Below are 17,294 nucleotides of genomic sequence, written 5' to 3' on the forward strand. Positions count from 1 at the left end.
TCGTTTCCGGATACCGGTATCCACTTGTCGGGATCATGGAACTAGTAGCCCGGAAATGCGGGCTCGAGCGGTCCGGCGGATGCGGCGATTTTTTGCTTGATGGTGACGCTGGTCGAGGTGATGGCCTCGGAGATTTCGCCACCATTGCTATCGGCACCATAGACCAGGCGCACGGCCTCGCGGTTGAGGTCTTCGGGTGGGCCGTCGAACACGACCTTGCCGGCGGCCATGCCGATGATGCGGTTGCAATAGGTGCGCGCGGTATCCAGCGTGTGCAGATTGGTGACGACGGTGATGCCCTCGCGCAGATTGATGTCCTGCAGCGAATCCATAACCACCTTGGCGTTGAGCGGGTCGAGCGAGGCGATCGGCTCGTCAGCAAGGATCACCTTCGGCTGCTGCATCATGGCACGGGCAATCGCAACGCGCTGCTGCTGGCCGCCGGACAAGGTGCCGGCCGGCTGCAGCGCCGTGCGGGCAATGTCGAGACGCTCGAGCGCCGCGATCGCCTCGGCCCGTTCCTCGCGAGAAAAGACACCGAGCAGATTGACAACGGTCGAGCGGTGATTGAGCCGGCCGAGCAAGACGTTGGTCAGCACGTCGAGACGCGGCACCAGGTTGAACTGCTGGAAGATCATGGCGCAGTCGCGCTGCCAGCGCCTGAGCAGCGAGCCGCGCAGGCTGGAGACTTCGGCGCCGTCAAAGAAAATCGACCCTTGGCTGGGATCGATGAGGCGGTTGATCATGCGCAAAAGGGTCGACTTGCCGGCACCGGAACGGCCGATGATGCCGACCATCTGACCATGCGGGATCGAGATATCGACATTGCTGACGGCGGTGTTCTTGCCAAACCGGCGGGTGACGCCGCGGATTTCAAGCGTGGCTGAGGTTGCTGACATAGGCAAGTTCCAGTCCAGTCGCGTTTCGAAGGTCTGTTAACCTTCGCTAGCGCAGCCGCATGAACCTGCGGTGTCGGATTGATGTCAGTTTTGTTACTGCCCACAGGCAGAGACGTCGCGCCGTCAGCCCAGGACAAGAAGCTCCTCGAAATGCTTCATGTCCTTGAAGCTGCAAAATGCCGGAGGCCGCAGCTCGATCACCGGAGCCTGAAGGGCGAGCAGCGAGAGGCAGTCATCGAATAGCTGTTGCCATTGCGAGGCCCTTTCGTCGTCGAGGCGCCGGATCTGGTAGGCGAAAGTTATGTGGAAAGTATAGCTGTCGTGATCGGGATGCCGGTATCCGAACGGCACCGACAGGGCATCGCGCCACGCGCGCATGATGCGCTCGTCCTGGTCCGACACGCCGGTAACGGTAAGCCCGGTCGGCACGACATCGACAACCCTGACTTTAAACGCGCCATGGTCCCCGACGCCATTCAGGCGCTCCAGATAGAGCCGGGTCATGTCGTCGATGCTTGTGTCGAGGGGCACATCCTCAGGCCAGTAGGGAAGCCGGCGGCGATATTCGATGATGCCCTGGAACAGCGTCATATGCAGGCTGGAGATCGGCGTGAAGGCCAGCCTGTCGGCATCGGGCATAACGCGCATCCGCTCACGCACTTCGATGACCGCCGTTTCGGAAGCTGAGCCGCTGACGAGATGGCAGACGACCGTGTTGCCGGGCTCGGTCAGGAAATTGCCTGACGTGTCGTAGCGCGTGCCGAGATGCACGGGAGGGTTCGGGTTCGAGCCGGCAAAGAATCCGGCGAGCGAAGGTTTGATGGGCATGGCGATCTCCAGGGAAAGACCGCCTTTGTCCGAGTCATGTGTCAGGGATATGAATGGTGTGGTGGTGGGAGTGAGTAGTGTGTTGGGAGTGAGTAGTGAGTAGTGAGTAGTGAGTAGTGAAAAGAGAGACCTTCGTCCAATCCGCGACTTCCTATCTCCTACTCACTACTCACTACTCACCGTACTTCTCCAGAAACGCTTCCGCCGAAAGCGCGCGAAAATCGTCGAGCGCGGCGCGCAGCCTGATATGGTCCCAATCCCACCAGGCGAGCGCCTGATAACGTTCCGCCGTGCGGCGGTCGAAGCGTTCGCGGATCGGTTTCGCCGGCACACCGCCGACGATGGTGTAGGGCGCAACGTCCTTCGACACCACGGCGCCGGCGCCGACCGCCGCGCCATCGCCGACGGTTACGCCGGGCAGGATGGTCGAGCCGTGGCCAAGCCAGGTGTCATGGCCGATGGTGACGCGCTTGGCGCGACGCTGAGCGAAGAATTCGCTCTCGTGTTCGGCGTCGTCCCAATAGTCCGAGGCGCGATAAGTGAAATGGTGCAGCGTCGGCCGCCAGGTCGGGTGATTGGTGGCGTTAATGCGGACGCTGGCGGCGATGTTGGCGAACTTACCGATCGTCGCGCACCAGACACCGCAGTCCTGCATCATGTAGGAATAGTCGCCAATTGTGCTCTCCGAAACCCGGCAGCGGTCGGCGATCTCGGTCCAGCGGCCGAGCGTCGAGTTCTCGACTTCCGCCGTGTCGTGGACCAGCGGTGTTTCCGACAGCTTTCTGGTCATGCGGCGATTTTCCCGGCGGCAAAGGCGGTCACGTCGATGACGCGGTCGGCGACCGCCTCGCGCACGTCGTGGTCGTGGAAGATGCCAAGCAGGGCGACGCCGGTTGCCTTCTTGGCCGCGATCAGCGCAATCACCACATCGCGGTTCCTGGCATCGAGCGAGGCGGTCGGCTCGTCGAGTAGCAGGATCGGGTGCTCGGTGATGAAGCCGCGCGCGATGTTGACGCGCTGCTGTTCGCCGCCGGAAAACGTCGCCGGCGGCAGCATCCAGAGTTTTTCCGGCAAGTTGAGCTGCGCCAGCAAGGCGCGCGCCTTGTTGCGCGCAACCTCACGGTCCGCGCCGCGCTCGACCAGCGGTTCGGCGACGACATCGAGAGCGGAGACGCGCGGCACGGTGCGCAGGAACTGGCTGACATAGCCGATCGTGAGCCGGCGCACGGCAAGCACGGTGCGCGGGCTGGCCGTTGCGAGATCGATGAGCCCATCCTCGTGCTGGACGATGATCTGGCCTGCGTCGACGGCGTAGTTGCCGTAGAGCATCTTCAGGATCGAGCTCTTGCCGGCGCCAGAGGGGCCGCCGAGCACTGCACATTCACCGCTCCTGATCGAGAACGAGACGCCGGCGACGACAGGCAGTTTGATGCCGTCGCGCAGATGCATGGTGAAGCTCTTGGCGACATCGGAGACGACGACAGGGGTTGCCATCAGAAGGTGCTCCAATCGTCGTTCGTTGGCGGGACAGCACCCCCCTCTGGCCTGCCGGCCATCTCCCCCTCAAGGGGGGAGATCGGCTGTCGTATTCGGTTTCGCCATTCTCCTGCGTTGCAGAAGGGGCGAGGCATGAAAGCTGCTAATCTCCCCCCTTGAGGGGGAGATGGCCGGCAGGCCAGAGGGGGGTGACTTGGCGCCATCGTCAAACCTGCAAAATCGAGGAAACCAGCAATTGCGTATAAGGCGCGCGCGGATCGTCGAGCACGCGGTCGGTGAGGCCGCTTTCGACGACGCGGCCATCCTTCATCACCATCATGCGTTGCGACAAAAGCCGCGCCACCGCGAGGTCGTGGGTGACGACGACGGCCGCGAGGCCGAGATCGGTAACCAGGCCGCGCAACAAATCGAGCAGGCGCGCCTGCACCGATACGTCCAGGCCGCCGGTCGGCTCGTCCATGAACACCAGCCGCGGCCCGGTGACGAGGTTGCGCGCGATCTGCAGGCGCTGGCGCATCCCGCCGGAAAAGGCGCGCGGCTCGTCGTCGATGCGGTCTTCGTCAATCTCGACGCGCGACAGCCAGTCGACGGCGGTGGCGCGGATTTTTCCATAGTGACGGTCGCCGACCGCCATCAGCCGCTCGCCGACATTGGCGCCGGCGGACACCGTCATGCGCAGTCCGTCGGCGGGGTTCTGGTGGACGAAGCCCCAGTCGGTGCGCATCAGGAAGCGGCGCTCGGCCTCGCTCATCCGGTAGAGCTCGCGAAACTGGCCGTCGCGCATGCGGTAGCTGGCGGCGCCGGAACTCGGCAGCAGCCGGGTCGACAGGCAGTTGAGCAGCGTCGTCTTGCCGGAACCGGATTCGCCGACCACCGCCAGCACCTCGCCCGGCCACAGGCCGAAGGTGACGTTCTCGCAGCCGACGCGCGAGCCATAGAATTTGGAGAGCGCTGAAACGCGCAGCAGCGGCTCGTCGGTCATTGCGCCGGCTCCGTTTTTTCCAGGGCAAGAGGGGTTTCAGGCGCAAGGCGGCCGCGATGGCCTTGTTCGCGCCGCTTCTCGCAATGATCGGTGTCGGAGCACACGAACATGTGGCCGCCATGATCGTCGAGGATGACCTCGTCGAGATAGACGTTCTCAGCCGCGCACAACGCGCAGGGCTGGTCGAAGGTCTGCACCTCGAACGGATGGTCCTCGAAGTCGAGGCTGACCACATCGGTGAAAGGCGGCAGCGCATAGATGCGCTTTTCGCGGCCGGCGCCAAATAGCTGCAAAGCCGGCGAACGATGCATCTTCGGATTGTCGAATTTCGGTGTTGGCGAAGGGTCCATCACATAGCGGCCCTCGACTTTGACCGGATAGGCGTAGGTGGTGGCGATGCGACCGTGCCTGGCAATGTCCTCGTAGAGCTTCACATGCATGAGGCCGTATTCCTCCAGCGCATGCATCTTGCGCGTTTCGGTCTCGCGCGGCTCGAGGAAGCGCAGCGGCTCGGGGATCGGCACCTGATAGACCAGCACCTGGCCCGATGTCAGCGGATGTTCTGGGATGCGGTGGCGGGTCTGGATGATGGTCGCCTTCGCCGTCTCGGTGGTGACAGCGACATTGGCGACCTTCTTGAAGAAGGCGCGGATCGAAACGGCATTAGTGGTGTCGTCGGCGCCCTGGTCGATGACCTTCAGCACATCGTCCGGGCCGATGATCGAAGCGGTGACCTGGACGCCGCCGGTGCCCCAGCCATAGGGCATCGGCATTTCGCGCGAGGCGAACGGCACCTGATAGCCGGGAATGGCGATGCCCTTGAGGATCGCCCGGCGGATCATCCGCTTGGTCTGCTCATCGAGATAGGCGAAGTTGTAGGTGGCGATGTCGGTCGGTTGTGCGGTCATTCCGCTGCCTCCCTTTTCTCCTCGGCTTTGCCGGCGTTTTCGCGAGCATCATGCTCGGCGCGCATGCGGCGCACGAGGTCGAGCTCGGCCTGGAAGTCGACATAGTGCGGCAGCTTCAGATGCTCGACGAAGCCGGTCGCCTGGACATTGTCGGAATGCGAGATGACGAACTCCTCGTCCTGGGCCGCGGCGACGACATCTTCGCCGAATTCCGAAGCGCGTAACGCCCGGTCGCACAGCGCCATGGCCATCGCCTTGCGCTCGCTCTGGCCGAAGACGAGGCCGTAGCCGCGGGTGAATTGCGGGGGCGCCTTGGCCGAGCCCTTGAACTGGTTGACCATCTGGCACTCGGTGACGCGAACGGAGCCGAGCGGTACCGCGAAGGGCAGCTCCGCGACATCGAGTTCCAACTCGACCTCACCGATGCGAACCTCGCCGACGAAGGGGTGGTTGCGGGCATAGCCGCGCTGGGTGGAATAGCCGAGTGCGAGGAGAAAACCCTCGTCGCCGCGTGACAGCGCCTGCAGGCGGATGTCGCGCGCCATCGGGAATTCCAGCGGCTCGCGGGTGATGTCGCCGGGGACATGGTCCTGCGGCATGTCGCCGTCGGGCTCGATCAGGCCTTCGCGGGCGAGGATGGCGGAGACACGGGGCATGGCTTCCGCCTCGCTGGCACGCTGCTGCGGCTCGGCGACGTCGCGGCCCGCGGCAAGCTCGGGATCGAGCAGCCGGTGGGTGTAGTCGAAGGTCGGGCCGAGAAGCTGGCCGCCGGGAAGATCCTTGTAGGTCGCCGAGACACGCCGCTCGACCAGCATCGCGCCGGTGTCGATCGCCTTGGTGTAGCCGAAGCGTGGCAGCGTCGTGCGATAGGCGCGAACCAGGAAGATCGCCTCGATCATGTCGCCGCGCGCCTGGACGATGGCGAGCGCCGCCAATTCCCTGTCGTAGAGCGAGCCTTCGCTCATCACCCGGTCGACGCCGAGCGCAAGTTGCTCGACGATCTGGTCGAGGCGAAGCGCCGGCACCGAGCGGTCGCCGCGCCGGCGGTCGGCGAGCAGGGCGTGGGCGTTGGCAATGGCCGCTTCGCCGCCCTTTACCGCGACATACATATCACGCCTCCATCGTCTTGATGCGCGTCGTGCGCGGCAGGCAGGCGACGCCGTCCGGGGTGGCGAGGACGATGTCGACGCCACGCGGAAAGCGCTGGTTGTTCTGCTTCCACTGTTCGACGAAATGGCGCGGCATCTGTGCCGGCGCGATGCTTGCAGTCTTTTCGATGCCAGGACCTTCGAGCAACAGAGGGGCGCCTGAAACGAGATCTCCGACTTGCAGGATCAGCGTCGTGGAGCGGTCGGGATAATCCTGGGTGCCTTGTGAGAAGCCGTCGAGCGCCATCATTTCGGCCGGCGTGGCGATCAGCGCGAAATGCGCATCGGCCGGCGTGTTGGCCAGGGGCGCGCCGGTGTGGAAGCCGAGCCAGGATTTCACCGCTACCGGGGCCTGCAAAACGGGGTCGAGCCACAGCGGCGTGTCGTTGTCGCACAGCGCCAGCGCAATGGCGCCCGCGGTGGCTGATAGCGGCGCCGGCGGGCGGGCAAAGACCGGCAGAGGCTGCAGGGTGCCCGGCCGCGCCATTGCGTCCATCACGGCGCGGAACACCGTCTGGGCGTCGAACACCGGATCGGCAAAGCCGCCTTCGATCGCTTGGGTTACGATGTCCATCAGTCTTCTCCGCGTACCATGGTGAAGAAATCGACCTTCGTTGCCGCCGTCTCGGCGCGACGCCGTTCACGTGCGCTGGCCAGTGCGGCCTGCAGCGGCGCAATGAGTTTGGTCTCGACCTCACGGCGCAGGGCAGGGTCCTGCCAGAGCGCGTCGGCGATCGCCGCCAGTTTTGCTTTCTGCCTGTCACGGCCCAGCGCGTAGCAGTGGCCGACCTGTCCGGAGGCGAGCCGGACGGTAGCGCGGGTGACCGTCGCCTCGCCAACGTTGAACGGCGCGCCGCCGCCGCCGATGCGGCCGCGCACGGTGACCAAGCCGGTTTCGGGGCCGCGCAGGAGTTCCGCCTCAGAAGGCAGGCCGGCTTCGTTCCACAGCCGGACGATATCGTCGCCGGTCGATTGCGCCAGCGTTGCCATAACGGCCTTGCGCTGAGCCTGATCGCGCGCTTCCTGTCCTCGCATGGTTAACATTCCCTTGCATCGAAAATTTGTCTATTGATATAGACAATTATACAACTTATACCTATTATCTAATGCGTGTCTATGACGGGTGCATGACACGGGCGAAAAGATCGGGGCAAGACATGATCGGGCAGCCCAGCAGCATAGAGCGGCGCAGCGGCGTCTCGCTGTGGCGGCAGATCGCCGATCAAATCCTGCGTTCGATCGCCGTCGGCGACTTTGCCGAGAATACCGCGCTGCCGCCGGAAGTCGCGCTGGCCGAGCGCTATGGTGTCAACCGCCATACGGTGCGCAGCGCCATCGCAGCACTGGTGCAGGATGGCGTGCTCAGGGCCGAGCAGGGGCGCGGCACTTTCGTGCTTTCGCGCAAGCGCCTGTCCTATCCGATCGGCGCCCGCACCCGTTTTTCGGAGGGCTTGCAAGGGCAAGCGTCTGAGCGCCGCAGCGTGCTGCTCGAGTCGGCGGTCGAGCCGGCCAGCCGGCGTGTCGCCGAAGGCTTAGGTCTAGCCAAGGGTTCCAGCGTCATCCGCCTTGAGACACGCGGTGAAGCCGATGGACAGCCGGTCTCGCGTGCCACCGGCTGGTTCGATGCAAAACGCTTCGCAGGCATCGAGACCGCTATCGCGGAAACTGGATCGGTGACCGCTTCGCTCCAGCGTTTCGGCATCAGTGACTATCTCAGGCAATCGACGGTGCTGTCGGCGCGCCACGCGGATGCCGCCGACCTTGCCGATCTCGATCTGCAGCCCGGCGCCATCGTGCTGGTCACGGTCGCCGTCAACGTCACGCCGGACGGCCAGCCGATCCAGTTCGCCGAAACGCGGTTTCCGGCTGAGCGCGTCGAGCTCAAACTGTCGGCGCTGTAGGTAGTGCCGGCCTTATACGAGACCGTGATTTATCTGACCCACGCTGATATCATACCAGCTCGGTCGCGCTTACATGTCAGCGGCTTGGCGTTTGAGGACCGCCTTCCCCCACTCCGTCTCGGCTTCGCCGAGCCACCTCTCCCCCCTCCGGAGGGAGAGGAAGGGAGCCCGCTGACGGCGAGAGAAGTAGGGAGTCTGGTTGAGGAGCGTTGGCTGCAATAGGCTCGCACCCTTCCTCTACCCCGTCGCTCGGGGGAGAGGTGGCTCGGCGAAGCCGAGACGGAGTGGGGGTCGACCTGCGCGGGGCGTTGTCATTCGGGCCGGGCTCACCGCCTGCCGTGTTATGACCCGACTTCGATCACCGCCTTGATCAGGCCGGATTTCTCATGCGCCCAGCGGGCGAGGTCGCGCGGCGTCTCGCCCAGCGTCGTGCGATGGGTGACGAGCTTTGCCAGCGGCACGGCGCCATCGCGGATCGAGGCGGCGACATGGTCGAAATCGGCGCGCAGCGCATTGCGGCTGCCGATCAGCGTCATTTCGCGCTTGTGGAATTCGGGATCGGAAAAGACGATGTCGTCCTTGACGACACTGACCAGGACCAGCGTCCCGCCATGGGCGACATGGGCGAAGGCCGACTGGACGGACTGGGTGTTGCCGGTGGCGTCGAAAACCACGTCAAAACCTTCGCCGCCGGTCGCCTCCCGCACCAGATCGGTCGCAGACGTCCGCGAACCGTCGAGGGTCGCGAAGCCGAGTTCGCTAGCGGCGAAATCCAGCCTCTCCGCGCTCATGTCGAGCAGCGTCACGTCGAGACCGGCGATGCGGGCAAACAGCGCCGTGCCGAGCCCGATCGGCCCGGCGCCAATGACCAGGGTGCGCGCGCCTGGCTGTGCCAGCGAGCGCCGCACGGCATGCGCTCCGATCGCCAGGAATTCGACGGCGGCGGCATCGGCCAGCGACAGGCCGTTTGCCGGATAAAGATTTTGCGCCGGCACCAGGATGCGTTCGCACATGGCGCCGTCACGATGCACGCCGAGCACCTCGATCTTCACGCAGCAATTCGGTTTTCCTTGCCGGCAGGCGATGCATTTGCCGCAAGCGAGATAGGGGTTGATGACCACCGGCTCGCCGACGGCCAGATCGACGCCGTCGCCGGCCTCGATCATAGTGCCGGAAACCTCGTGGCCCATGATGCGCGGGTAGGCCAGGAACGGATGCTTGCCCTCGAAGATGTGATAGTCGGTGCCGCAGATGCCGACATGACTGACCGCGACCAGCGCCCAGCCCGGCGGTGGCGTGCTCGGCGCCGGACGGTCTTCCAGAACAAGCTCGCCGGGCGACCGGCAGACGACGGCTTTCATGCTTCAATCCAGTCTGTTCATGGAACCGCCGTCCCCGCTAGAGCCGGGCCGGCGGTTGTTAATATGGTCTACTTGCCGCGGCGGCGCAGGCCGTCGAAATAGACGATGACGATGATCAGCACCCCGGTGATGATGCGTTGCCAGAAGGCGTTGACGTTGAGCAGATTGGCGCCGTTGTTGATGGTGGCTAGGATGAAGGCGCCGAGCAGCGGTCCATGCACCGATCCGACGGCGCCGAACAGCGAGGTGCCGCCGATCACCGACGAGGCGATCGCCTGCAATTCCCAGCCCTCGGCCTGCGTCGGATTGCCGATGCCGATGCGCGACGCGAGCAGCACGCCGACGAAAGCCGCGCAGAGGCCTGAGAGCGTATAGGCCATGTAGATGGTGCGCTGGACATTGACGCCGGACAGACGCGAGGCCTCGGCGTTGGAGCCGACCGAGAACAGATACCGGCCCCAGCGGCTGTGATGCAGGAAGATATAGGCCGGGATGCCGACCAGGATCACCATCCAGAACAGATTGGGGACGCCGAGAAACGAGCTGCGCGAAAACAACTGGAAGGCGTCGTTGTTGATCGAGATCGAGTTGCCGTTGGTCATCAAGAGGCCGATGCCGCGCAAGGATGTCAGCGTCGCCAGCGTGATGATGAAGGGCGGCAGGCCCATCCTGACGATGCCGAAGCCGTGGAACATGCCGATGGCGACACCGACCAGCAAGGTGACCAGGATGGCGAGGAAGACCGGCACCCCGGCGTTGATCAGCATCGCTACGATGACGGTGGCGAAGCCGACCACGGCGCCGACGGAAAGGTCGATGCCTCCGGTGATGATGACGAAGGTCTGGCCGACCGCCAGGATGGCTATCATCGAGCCCTGCCGCAGCAGGTTCGAGATATTGTTGGCGGAGGCGAAGCTCGGCGTCGCCACCGACAGGATGATCCACAAAAGAACCAGCAGCGCCAGCAGCGTCAGCCCGAACAGCGCGTTGTAGTTGCGTTTCGGCCTTTCGGCCGGGATCGCCTCGGTGCTCATATCTGTCCTCCCGGTTTTTCTTGTTTCTCGGCGAGCGCCTGATTGAGAATGTCCTCATGATTGGCGGTGCGGAAACCATGCGTGGCCACCAGCTTGCCGCGCCGGAATACATGCAGCGTGTCGGCCAGTTCATAGACCTCGGGCAGATAGGACGAGATCAGGATGATGCCGGCGCCCTTGGACAACAGTTCGCCGAACAGACGGTAGATCTCCGCCTTGGTGCCGACATCGACGCCAACTGTCGGCTCGTCGAAGATGAACAGCTTGGCGCCGTGCGCCAGCCATCTGCCGATGACGATCTTCTGCTGGTTGCCGCCGGACAGGCTGGAGGCGAGCGCGTTGCGCGTCGGCGTCTTGATCCTGAGATTGGCGATCTGGCGATCCGCCTCGGTCTTCTCCTGTGCGCTGGAGATCAGCAGATTGCTGGAGATGCGCTTGTAGATCGGCAGATTGAGATTGAGGCCGACCGGCAGGTTGAGGCAGAGGCCCTGGTCACGGCGGCTTTCCGGCGCCAGCGCCATGCCAAGCCTGATAGCGTCATGCTCGGAGTTGACCTGAACCTCCTTGCCCTCCCAGAGGATCTGGCCGGCCGACTTGCGATGACGGCCGTAGAGCGTGGTGACGAACTCGCTGCGCCCGGCACCGATCAGGCCGTAGAGCCCGACGATTTCGCCGGCCCGGACCGTCATCGAGACATTTTCGAAGCCCTTGCCGGAGAGATTCCTGGCTTCGAGGAGCGTCGCGCCCGGGGTAAAATGCTCCTTGTGATAGACTTGCTCGATCGAGCGGTTGATCATCATCTTGACCAGCTCGGCGTCGTTGGTCTCGGCGATGTTCCTGGTGCCGACAAGCGTGCCGTCGCGCAGCACCGAGACGCGGTCGGCGAGCTCGAACACCTCTTCCATGCGGTGGCTGATGTAGATGATGGTGACGCCTTCGCCCTTCAGCCGGCGGATCAGCGTGAACAGCTGATCGGCTTCCTTCCGGGTGAGATAGGCAGTCGGTTCGTCGAAGATCAGGAACTTGGTGCCGCGCACGGTGGCGCGGGCGGCGGCGATCAGCTGCTGCTGGCCTATGGTCAGGTCACCCAGCACGACATGCGCCGGCAGATCGAAGCCGAGATCGTCGATGATCTTCTGCGCTTCCCTGACCATGGCCCGCTGCTGCAGGATGCCGAAGCGGGAATCCTCCTCGCCAAGGAACATGTTGGCCGCGACAGTGAGATGGCGGCACAGAACGACCTCCTGATGCACGGCATTGATGCCGAGCGCCATCGCCTCATGCGGCGTCGCCAGCGCTGCCGGCTTGCCCTCCCAGATGACGTCGCCGGAGGTGCGCGGCATGACACCGGTCAGCAGCTTGATCAGGGTGGATTTGCCGGCACCGTTCTCGCCGACAATGGCGTGGATTTCGCTGGCCTTGAAGGCGAGGTTAACCGGCTTCAGCGCGTGCGTGCCAGGATATCGCTTTTCCAGTCCCTTGAGTTCGAGGATCGTCCTGCCCGGCTCCAGCGTTAGGGCCGGATGCAGTTCCTGCGCCGTCGACGTCATGACAATCCTCCCAGATTGGCCTCACGATTGGCACTTGGTTGGAGTGTTTCCGGGGCAGAAAGGCCCCGGAAACAATGCACCTACGCCGATGCTCAGTCGAGTTTCGGATTGAGCAGCGCGTCGATCTTCGGATCCTTCATATTGGCCTTGGTGACCAGGTTGGCGCCGGTGTCGACATTGGCCTCGACCTTCTCGCCCTTCGAGGCGGCGAGCGCCGTCTTGATGCCGTCATAGCCCATCCGGTACGGATCCTGGACGACGAGAGCCGAAATGACGCCGTCGTTGAGGAACTTGATCAGCTTCTCGTCGCTGTCGAAGCCGACGAGCCCGACCTTGCCGGCCAGGCTGTTCTCGGCGATCGCCTGACCGACGCCCTGCGCCATGATCAGGTTGGAGGCGAAGATGCCCTTGAGGTTCGGATTGGCGGTGATCAGGTCGGTCGCGATGTTGAGGCCGGTCGTGGCCTGGCCGTCGGCATATTTGTCGGCGACGAGCTTGAGGCCCGGATATTTGGCGGCAAGCTGCTCCTTGAAGCCCTGGGCGCGCTGTTCGAGCGACCCGGCACCCGGAAGCGCGGTGATCAGGGCGACGTCGCCCTCGACTTTGCCGCCATTGGCCTCGCCGATGGCTGCCGCCAGGCCGTCGGCGGCGACGCGGCCGCCCTGGATGTTGTCGGTGGTCAGGAACGAGGTGAAGGCCTTGGAATCGGCGCCGGAGTCGATGCCGATGATTTTGACCTTGCTGGCAGCCTCATCGATCGGCTTGCCGAGCGCCTTGGCTTCGGTCGGTGCGATGACGACGGCGGCCGGGTTGCCGGCGACGGCGTTTTCAAGGATCGAGATCTGGCCGTTGACATCGGTCTCCGCCTGGGCACCGAGTTCCGGCACGTTGACGCCGAGGTCCTTGCCGGCCTTGCGGGCGCCGGCCAGAACGATCTGCCAGTAGAAAGAGGTGGTGTCCTTGACGATGATCGGAATGGTCACGTCCGCCGCCGAAGCCGGCGCCGAATGCATCACGCCGGCAAGCATCGAGGCGGCAGCGAGCGCCACGAATGCGCGGCGGTTGAGAATGCTGGTCACGAATTTCATTAGGTTTCCTCCCTAAGTCGCCCGGTGAACGTTGCGGAAGCTCGGTTTGGATAGGCGCTGCCCAAACGGAACTTTATCAATAAAAAACATTTACCGCATTTTGATAGTGCATAGGATGGGCCGGCGCAAGCGGTGTTTCGTATCGGTCTCCAGATGGCTAGACCGGAAGGGGCCTCCTTGCCGATCCTCATTTCCAACCCTACAGATCCTCTTCGAAAGGTATGGAATATTAATTCCACCAACCAGTCAATATGGAATATTCATTCTTTTTTGAGGCGTACGATTGTGACGCCTCCTGATCGCACCGTCCGCCGTTTAACCGGCGAACGGCGAAGGCCGCGGCGCATCAGCCAAGTTTCTGTACGACTGTGTAGGGATCATATTTGGCGAACTCTGTTTCGGGCACCGGGATGTCGAGCAGTTGGAGATTTCGCGCCAGATTGGCCGGTTTGGCGGTGCCCGTCAGCACAGAAGCTACCACAGGCTCATGCAGCGGAAACTGGAACGCCGCCGCGGCAAGCGGATAGCCGCCCTCGGCGGCGATTTTTTCCATGGCGCCGACGCGGTCGAGAATGTTCTGGGTGGCCGGCAGGTAGTCGAAATGCGCACCCGGCACCGGGCCGGTCGCCAAGATGCCGGAATTGAAGACGCCACCGATGATCAGCGAGGTCTGCCGCTGCCGGCAAAGCGGCAGCAATTCGGCTTCGGCGGTACGGTCGAGCAGCGAATAGCGGCTGGCAAGCAGGATGCAGTCGAGCGGCGCCTGGTGCAGCACATCGAGACAGATCTGCACCTCGTTGACGCCAAGGCCGTAGGCGGAAATGACCCTGGACGACTTCAGCTTTTCCAGCGCCTTCAGCCCGCCATCCATCAGCTGGCGGAAATGCAGCTTGGTTTTCTCGACGCCATGCGTGTAGACGCCGATGTCGTGGACGAACAGGATGTCGATTCGATTGAGGCCAAGCCGCGCATAGCTGAACTCGACCGAGCGCATGATGCCGTCGTAGGAATAGTCGTAGTCGAGCGCAAAGGGCAGCGGATCGACATAGGAATGGTCCGGAACCTGGTCTTTCGGCACCGGCCGGAACAGGCGCCCAACCTTGGTCGACAGCACGTAGGAGTCCCGCGGCTTGTCGCGCAGGAAATCGCCGAAGCGGCGTTCCGAGAGGCCGAAGCCGTAGAAGGGCGCCGTATCGAAATAGCGCAGGCCAGCATCCCAGGCGACCTGCAGCGTCTGCATCGCCGCCTCGCGCGGGCAAGCTCGGTAGAGGCCGCCGACCGCCGCGCCGCCGAAGCTGACCTCGGTTATTTCCAGCGCGGTGCTGCCGACACGGCGTTTCTTCATGCAAAGCCTCCCACCGGCCATTTGCCTGGCCGTCTATGTCGTAAGTCAGTTAGTGGCTGGTCTAGAGGGTCGCGCCGAGGTGCCAGGGCACGAACTCGTTGTCGCCGTAGCCGAACTCCTCGCTCTTGGTCTTGCGGCCGGAAGCCGTCTCGACGATCAGTTCGAAGATCTCGCGGCCCATGCCGGCAATGGTCTTTTCGCCCGAGGCGATGACGCCGCAATTCACGTCCATGTCCTCTTCCATCTGATGATACATGGTCGAGTTGGTGGCGACCTTGATCGACGGGGTCGGCCGGCAGCCGAAGCAGGAGCCGCGGCCGGTGGTGAAGACGATGACGTTGGCGCCGCCCGCAACCTGGCCGGTGGCCGAAACCGGGTCGTAGCCGGGCGTGTCCATGAACACCAGCCCGTGCCCGGTGACCTTCTCGGCATAGCCGAAGACGCCGTTGAGCGGCGTCTGGCCGCCCTTGGCGACCGCGCCAAGCGACTTCTCCAAAATGGTGGTCAGGCCGCCGCGCTTGTTGCCGGGCGAGGGATTGTTGTCGATGGAGGCTCCATGCTTGGCGACATGGTCTTCCCACCACTTCACATAGCCGTCCAGCTTGGCGGCGATCTCCGGGGTCGCCGCACGATAGGCGAGCAGATGCTCGGCGCCGTAGATTTCCGTCGTCTCGGAGAGGATGCCGATGCCGCCGACGCCCGCCAGGATGTCGACCGCGGCGCCCAGCGCCGGATTGGCGGTGATGCCGGACATGCCGTCCGAGCCGCCGCATTGCAGGCCGACGACGATCTCGCTGACCGGGATAGGCTCACGCTCAAGCTTGCCGACCTCCTCGGCGATCTCGGCCAGCACCAGCATCGCCTTCTCGACGGATTTGCGCGAGCCGCCGGCTTCCTGGATGTTGAAATGGCGTTTTCCTGCGGCGACGCCCTTCTGGCCGTAGAGGGTGAGCTGATTGACCTCGCAGCCGAGACCGACCATCAGCACGCCGCCGAAATTCGGATGGCGGGCATAGCCGGCAAGCGTGCGGTGCAGCACCATCATGCCGTCGCCGGTGGCGCTCATGCCGCAGCCCTGGCCGTGAACGATGGGAACGAAGCCGTCGATGCCCGGATATTTCGGCAGCAGCTCGCGGTTGGCCTGATCGGCGATGGAGTGGCAAACGGTGGCCGAGCAATTGACGCTGGCGACGATGCCGATGAAATTGCGGGTGCCGGCGCGGCCGTCGGCGCGGCGATAGCCCATGAAGGTGCGGGTGCGATCGGCCTCGGTCGCGTGCACGGCTTCGCTCGGCGGCACCACCGGCAGACGCCCGGACTCGAAGACCAGATTGTGCGAATGAACATGCTCGCCGGGCGCGATGGCTTCAGTGGCGCGGCCGATCGCCTGAGCGTATTTGACCACGGCCTCGCCAGCGGCGATCGGCTTGATCGCAACCTTGTGCCCGGGTTCGATCAACGCTGTGGCAACGGCGCCGCCCGGCAGCACCGCGCCGATCTCGATGCGGCCATTGGCGACCGCGACATTGTCGGCGGGAGACAGAAGAATGCTGTTTGCGGCGTTCACGGGCAGTTTCCTGGGTGTTCCTGGGATGTGCGAGCGGATTGACACGCGCCTGTTAAAAGATAATGTCTTTTATCGTGAAAAAACAGTTTTGCGTCAATTGTTTTTTCGCGAAAGCGTCGTGCGTTCTTAATGGATGTGCAGAGGGCCGGACACTGGAACCAGGGCTGACTTCCGAAAAGCGACTCCGCTTTTTGGGAGCCTGCGCTAGCAACGTTTGTCCATATCGCGCTTCAAGCCGGCCGCCGCAAGCGCTGGCGCGCAATGAGGCAGGGGATGTCGAAGAGCAACAACGTCTACAAGGACGCCTACAATCGCGGTCTGCGGCTGCTCGATGAAACGAAAAGCCTGCCGTCGGAGCCCGAGTTGGGCACGCTGCTCGGCGTCAGCCGCACCACCATCCGCACCATCCTTGCGCGCATGGAAGAGACGGGGCTGATCGCCTGGAACAAGCGTAGCAAGACGGTTTTGCGAGTGCCGCGACCGGACGATTTTTTCCCCGAGGAAGAGACCGACACGCTGTCGCAGATCATCGAGCGCTCTTTCATGCGGCGGCTGCTTGCCGGCGGCGCCGAGCCCGGCATGCAGATCAACGAGCTCGAGCTGGCGCGCGAGATCGGCGTCGGCACCACCAGCGTGCGCGAGTTCCTGATCCGCTTTTCCCGCTTCGGGCTGATCGAGAAACGCCGCAACAGCCATTGGGTGCTGAAAGGTTTTACCCGCGCTTTCGCGCTGGAATTGACCGAAATCCGCGAGATGTTCGAATTGCGCTCGGCCGCCGCCTTCGCCGCCCTGCCCGAAGACAGCCCGGTCTGGGCCGACCTCGACCTCCTGGAAGGCGAGCATCGCCTGCTGGCGCGCGAGATCGCCACGCGCTTCAATGAATTCTCGGAGCTCGACGAGCGCTTTCACCGGCTGATCCACCGCGCATCGCACAACCGCTTCATCGTCGATTTCTACGACGTCATCGCCATGATTTTCCACTACCACTACCAATGGAACAAGGCGCAGGAGCGCGAGCGCAACGAGGTGGCCGTCACGGAGCATCTGGCCTATATCGCCGCGCTCAAATCGCGCGATCTCGGCAAGGTCGACGCCGCCTGCCGCAAGCATCTGAAGTCGGCGCGCAATACGCTGCTGACTTCGATCCCCGAGGGCCAGCAGCCGCAACGGGCTTAAAGCGCGTCGC

At 63.7% G+C, this 17,294-nt stretch carries 17 protein-coding genes; 2 read left to right on the top strand and 15 right to left on the bottom strand.

Translation table 11 applies throughout. From position 1 onward, the window contains the following. Positions 1-41: 41 nt before the first annotated feature. The 9 genes from phnC to phnG form a co-directional block, all read right to left on the bottom strand. Positions 42-899 (bottom strand): phosphonate ABC transporter ATP-binding protein, encoded by an 858-nt coding sequence (gene phnC / locus CIT25_RS27440; RefSeq protein WP_095488266.1) that lies wholly within the window; start codon positions 897-899, stop codon positions 42-44. Between the two features lie 123 nt (positions 900-1,022). Continuing rightward, positions 1,023-1,727 carry a DUF1868 domain-containing protein gene (locus CIT25_RS27445; RefSeq protein WP_206073003.1) on the bottom strand — a complete coding sequence of 235 codons (705 nt, stop codon included), beginning with the start codon at positions 1,725-1,727 and terminating at the stop codon, positions 1,023-1,025. A 172-nt stretch (positions 1,728-1,899) separates the two neighbouring features. After that, positions 1,900-2,517 (bottom strand): DapH/DapD/GlmU-related protein, encoded by a 618-nt coding sequence (locus CIT25_RS27450; RefSeq protein ID WP_095488270.1) that lies wholly within the window; start codon positions 2,515-2,517, stop codon positions 1,900-1,902. After that, positions 2,514-3,221, bottom strand: coding sequence for a phosphonate C-P lyase system protein PhnL (gene phnL / locus CIT25_RS27455; RefSeq protein WP_095488272.1), 708 nt, complete (start codon positions 3,219-3,221; stop codon positions 2,514-2,516). The genes CIT25_RS27450 and phnL overlap by 4 nt, the downstream gene beginning before the upstream one ends. Positions 3,222-3,429: 208 nt before the next feature. Further along, complete coding sequence (gene phnK, locus CIT25_RS27465) at positions 3,430-4,206, bottom strand: phosphonate C-P lyase system protein PhnK (protein ID WP_095488276.1); 777 nt, start codon at positions 4,204-4,206, stop codon at positions 3,430-3,432. After that, complete coding sequence (locus CIT25_RS27470) at positions 4,203-5,114, bottom strand: alpha-D-ribose 1-methylphosphonate 5-phosphate C-P-lyase PhnJ (protein WP_095488278.1); 912 nt, start codon at positions 5,112-5,114, stop codon at positions 4,203-4,205. Before CIT25_RS27470 ends, phnK begins: the two co-directional genes overlap by 4 nt. Continuing rightward, positions 5,111-6,223 carry a carbon-phosphorus lyase complex subunit gene (locus CIT25_RS27475; protein WP_095488280.1) on the bottom strand — a complete coding sequence of 371 codons (1,113 nt, stop codon included), beginning with the start codon at positions 6,221-6,223 and terminating at the stop codon, positions 5,111-5,113. Before CIT25_RS27475 ends, CIT25_RS27470 begins: the two co-directional genes overlap by 4 nt. 1 nt (position 6,224) lies before the next feature. Beyond that, positions 6,225-6,836, bottom strand: a complete 612-nt coding sequence (phnH, locus tag CIT25_RS27480) for a phosphonate C-P lyase system protein PhnH (protein ID WP_095488282.1) — start codon at positions 6,834-6,836, stop codon at positions 6,225-6,227. Further along, positions 6,836-7,297: a phosphonate C-P lyase system protein PhnG gene (gene phnG / locus CIT25_RS27485; protein ID WP_095488284.1), complete on the bottom strand. Its 462-nt coding sequence runs from the start codon at positions 7,295-7,297 to the stop codon at positions 6,836-6,838. Before phnG ends, phnH begins: the two co-directional genes overlap by 1 nt. A 122-nt stretch (positions 7,298-7,419) precedes the next feature. Here phnG and phnF point away from each other — a divergent pair, with 122 nt between their 5' ends. Then, positions 7,420-8,163, top strand: coding sequence for a phosphonate metabolism transcriptional regulator PhnF (phnF, locus tag CIT25_RS27490; protein ID WP_095488286.1), 744 nt, complete (start codon positions 7,420-7,422; stop codon positions 8,161-8,163). 341 nt (positions 8,164-8,504) lie between these two features. On the opposite strand, the gene CIT25_RS27495 is transcribed toward phnF, so the two are convergent. The 6 genes from CIT25_RS27495 to CIT25_RS27520 all read right to left on the bottom strand — a co-directional run bounded on the left by CIT25_RS27495 (position 8,505) and on the right by CIT25_RS27520 (position 16,108). Then, positions 8,505-9,524 (bottom strand): zinc-binding alcohol dehydrogenase family protein, encoded by a 1,020-nt coding sequence (locus tag CIT25_RS27495; protein ID WP_095488288.1) that lies wholly within the window; start codon positions 9,522-9,524, stop codon positions 8,505-8,507. Positions 9,525-9,592: 68 nt separating this feature from the next. Continuing rightward, positions 9,593-10,558 carry an ABC transporter permease gene (locus tag CIT25_RS27500; RefSeq protein ID WP_095488290.1) on the bottom strand — a complete coding sequence of 322 codons (966 nt, stop codon included), beginning with the start codon at positions 10,556-10,558 and terminating at the stop codon, positions 9,593-9,595. Further along, positions 10,555-12,108, bottom strand: a complete 1,554-nt coding sequence (locus tag CIT25_RS27505; RefSeq protein WP_095488292.1) for a sugar ABC transporter ATP-binding protein — start codon at positions 12,106-12,108, stop codon at positions 10,555-10,557. The genes CIT25_RS27500 and CIT25_RS27505 overlap by 4 nt, the downstream gene beginning before the upstream one ends. A gap of 92 nt (positions 12,109-12,200) precedes the next feature. After that, on the bottom strand, positions 12,201-13,196 hold the full coding sequence (locus tag CIT25_RS27510) for an ABC transporter substrate-binding protein (RefSeq protein WP_095488293.1): 996 nt from the start codon (positions 13,194-13,196) through the stop codon (positions 12,201-12,203). 346 nt (positions 13,197-13,542) lie between these two features. Beyond that, positions 13,543-14,541: an aldo/keto reductase gene (locus CIT25_RS27515; RefSeq protein ID WP_095488295.1), complete on the bottom strand. Its 999-nt coding sequence runs from the start codon at positions 14,539-14,541 to the stop codon at positions 13,543-13,545. Between the two features lie 61 nt (positions 14,542-14,602). Further along, positions 14,603-16,108 carry a UxaA family hydrolase gene (locus CIT25_RS27520; RefSeq protein WP_095488297.1) on the bottom strand — a complete coding sequence of 502 codons (1,506 nt, stop codon included), beginning with the start codon at positions 16,106-16,108 and terminating at the stop codon, positions 14,603-14,605. A gap of 273 nt (positions 16,109-16,381) precedes the next feature. Here CIT25_RS27520 and CIT25_RS27525 point away from each other — a divergent pair, with 273 nt between their 5' ends. Continuing rightward, entirely contained in the window at positions 16,382-17,284 is a 903-nt protein-coding gene (locus tag CIT25_RS27525; protein ID WP_095488299.1) for a GntR family transcriptional regulator, read from the top strand. Positions 17,285-17,294: the final 10 nt, after the last annotated feature.

Origin of the sequence: Mesorhizobium mediterraneum (genome assembly GCF_002284565.1) — a bacterium.
In the GTDB taxonomy this organism is placed as follows: Bacteria; Pseudomonadota; Alphaproteobacteria; order Rhizobiales; family Rhizobiaceae; genus Mesorhizobium; species Mesorhizobium mediterraneum.

Excerpts from the sequence above, each read along its gene's own strand:
- phnC (WP_095488266.1), bottom strand. The coding sequence starts at position 899 with ATGTCAGCAACCTCAGCCACGCTTGAAATCCGCGGCGTCACCCGCCGG.
- CIT25_RS27445 (WP_206073003.1), bottom strand. The coding sequence starts at position 1,727 with ATGCCCATCAAACCTTCGCTCGCCGGATTCTTTGCCGGCTCGAACCCG.
- CIT25_RS27450 (WP_095488270.1), bottom strand. The coding sequence starts at position 2,517 with ATGACCAGAAAGCTGTCGGAAACACCGCTGGTCCACGACACGGCGGAA.
- phnL (WP_095488272.1), bottom strand. The coding sequence starts at position 3,221 with ATGGCAACCCCTGTCGTCGTCTCCGATGTCGCCAAGAGCTTCACCATG.
- phnK (WP_095488276.1), bottom strand. The coding sequence starts at position 4,206 with ATGACCGACGAGCCGCTGCTGCGCGTTTCAGCGCTCTCCAAATTCTAT.
- CIT25_RS27470 (WP_095488278.1), bottom strand. The coding sequence starts at position 5,114 with ATGACCGCACAACCGACCGACATCGCCACCTACAACTTCGCCTATCTC.
- CIT25_RS27475 (WP_095488280.1), bottom strand. The coding sequence starts at position 6,223 with ATGTATGTCGCGGTAAAGGGCGGCGAAGCGGCCATTGCCAACGCCCAC.
- phnH (WP_095488282.1), bottom strand. The coding sequence starts at position 6,836 with ATGGACATCGTAACCCAAGCGATCGAAGGCGGCTTTGCCGATCCGGTG.
- phnG (WP_095488284.1), bottom strand. The coding sequence starts at position 7,297 with ATGCGAGGACAGGAAGCGCGCGATCAGGCTCAGCGCAAGGCCGTTATG.
- phnF (WP_095488286.1), top strand. The coding sequence starts at position 7,420 with ATGATCGGGCAGCCCAGCAGCATAGAGCGGCGCAGCGGCGTCTCGCTG.
- CIT25_RS27495 (WP_095488288.1), bottom strand. The coding sequence starts at position 9,524 with ATGAAAGCCGTCGTCTGCCGGTCGCCCGGCGAGCTTGTTCTGGAAGAC.
- CIT25_RS27500 (WP_095488290.1), bottom strand. The coding sequence starts at position 10,558 with ATGAGCACCGAGGCGATCCCGGCCGAAAGGCCGAAACGCAACTACAAC.
- CIT25_RS27505 (WP_095488292.1), bottom strand. The coding sequence starts at position 12,108 with ATGACGTCGACGGCGCAGGAACTGCATCCGGCCCTAACGCTGGAGCCG.
- CIT25_RS27510 (WP_095488293.1), bottom strand. The coding sequence starts at position 13,196 with ATGAAATTCGTGACCAGCATTCTCAACCGCCGCGCATTCGTGGCGCTC.
- CIT25_RS27515 (WP_095488295.1), bottom strand. The coding sequence starts at position 14,541 with ATGAAGAAACGCCGTGTCGGCAGCACCGCGCTGGAAATAACCGAGGTC.
- CIT25_RS27525 (WP_095488299.1), top strand. The coding sequence starts at position 16,382 with ATGTCGAAGAGCAACAACGTCTACAAGGACGCCTACAATCGCGGTCTG.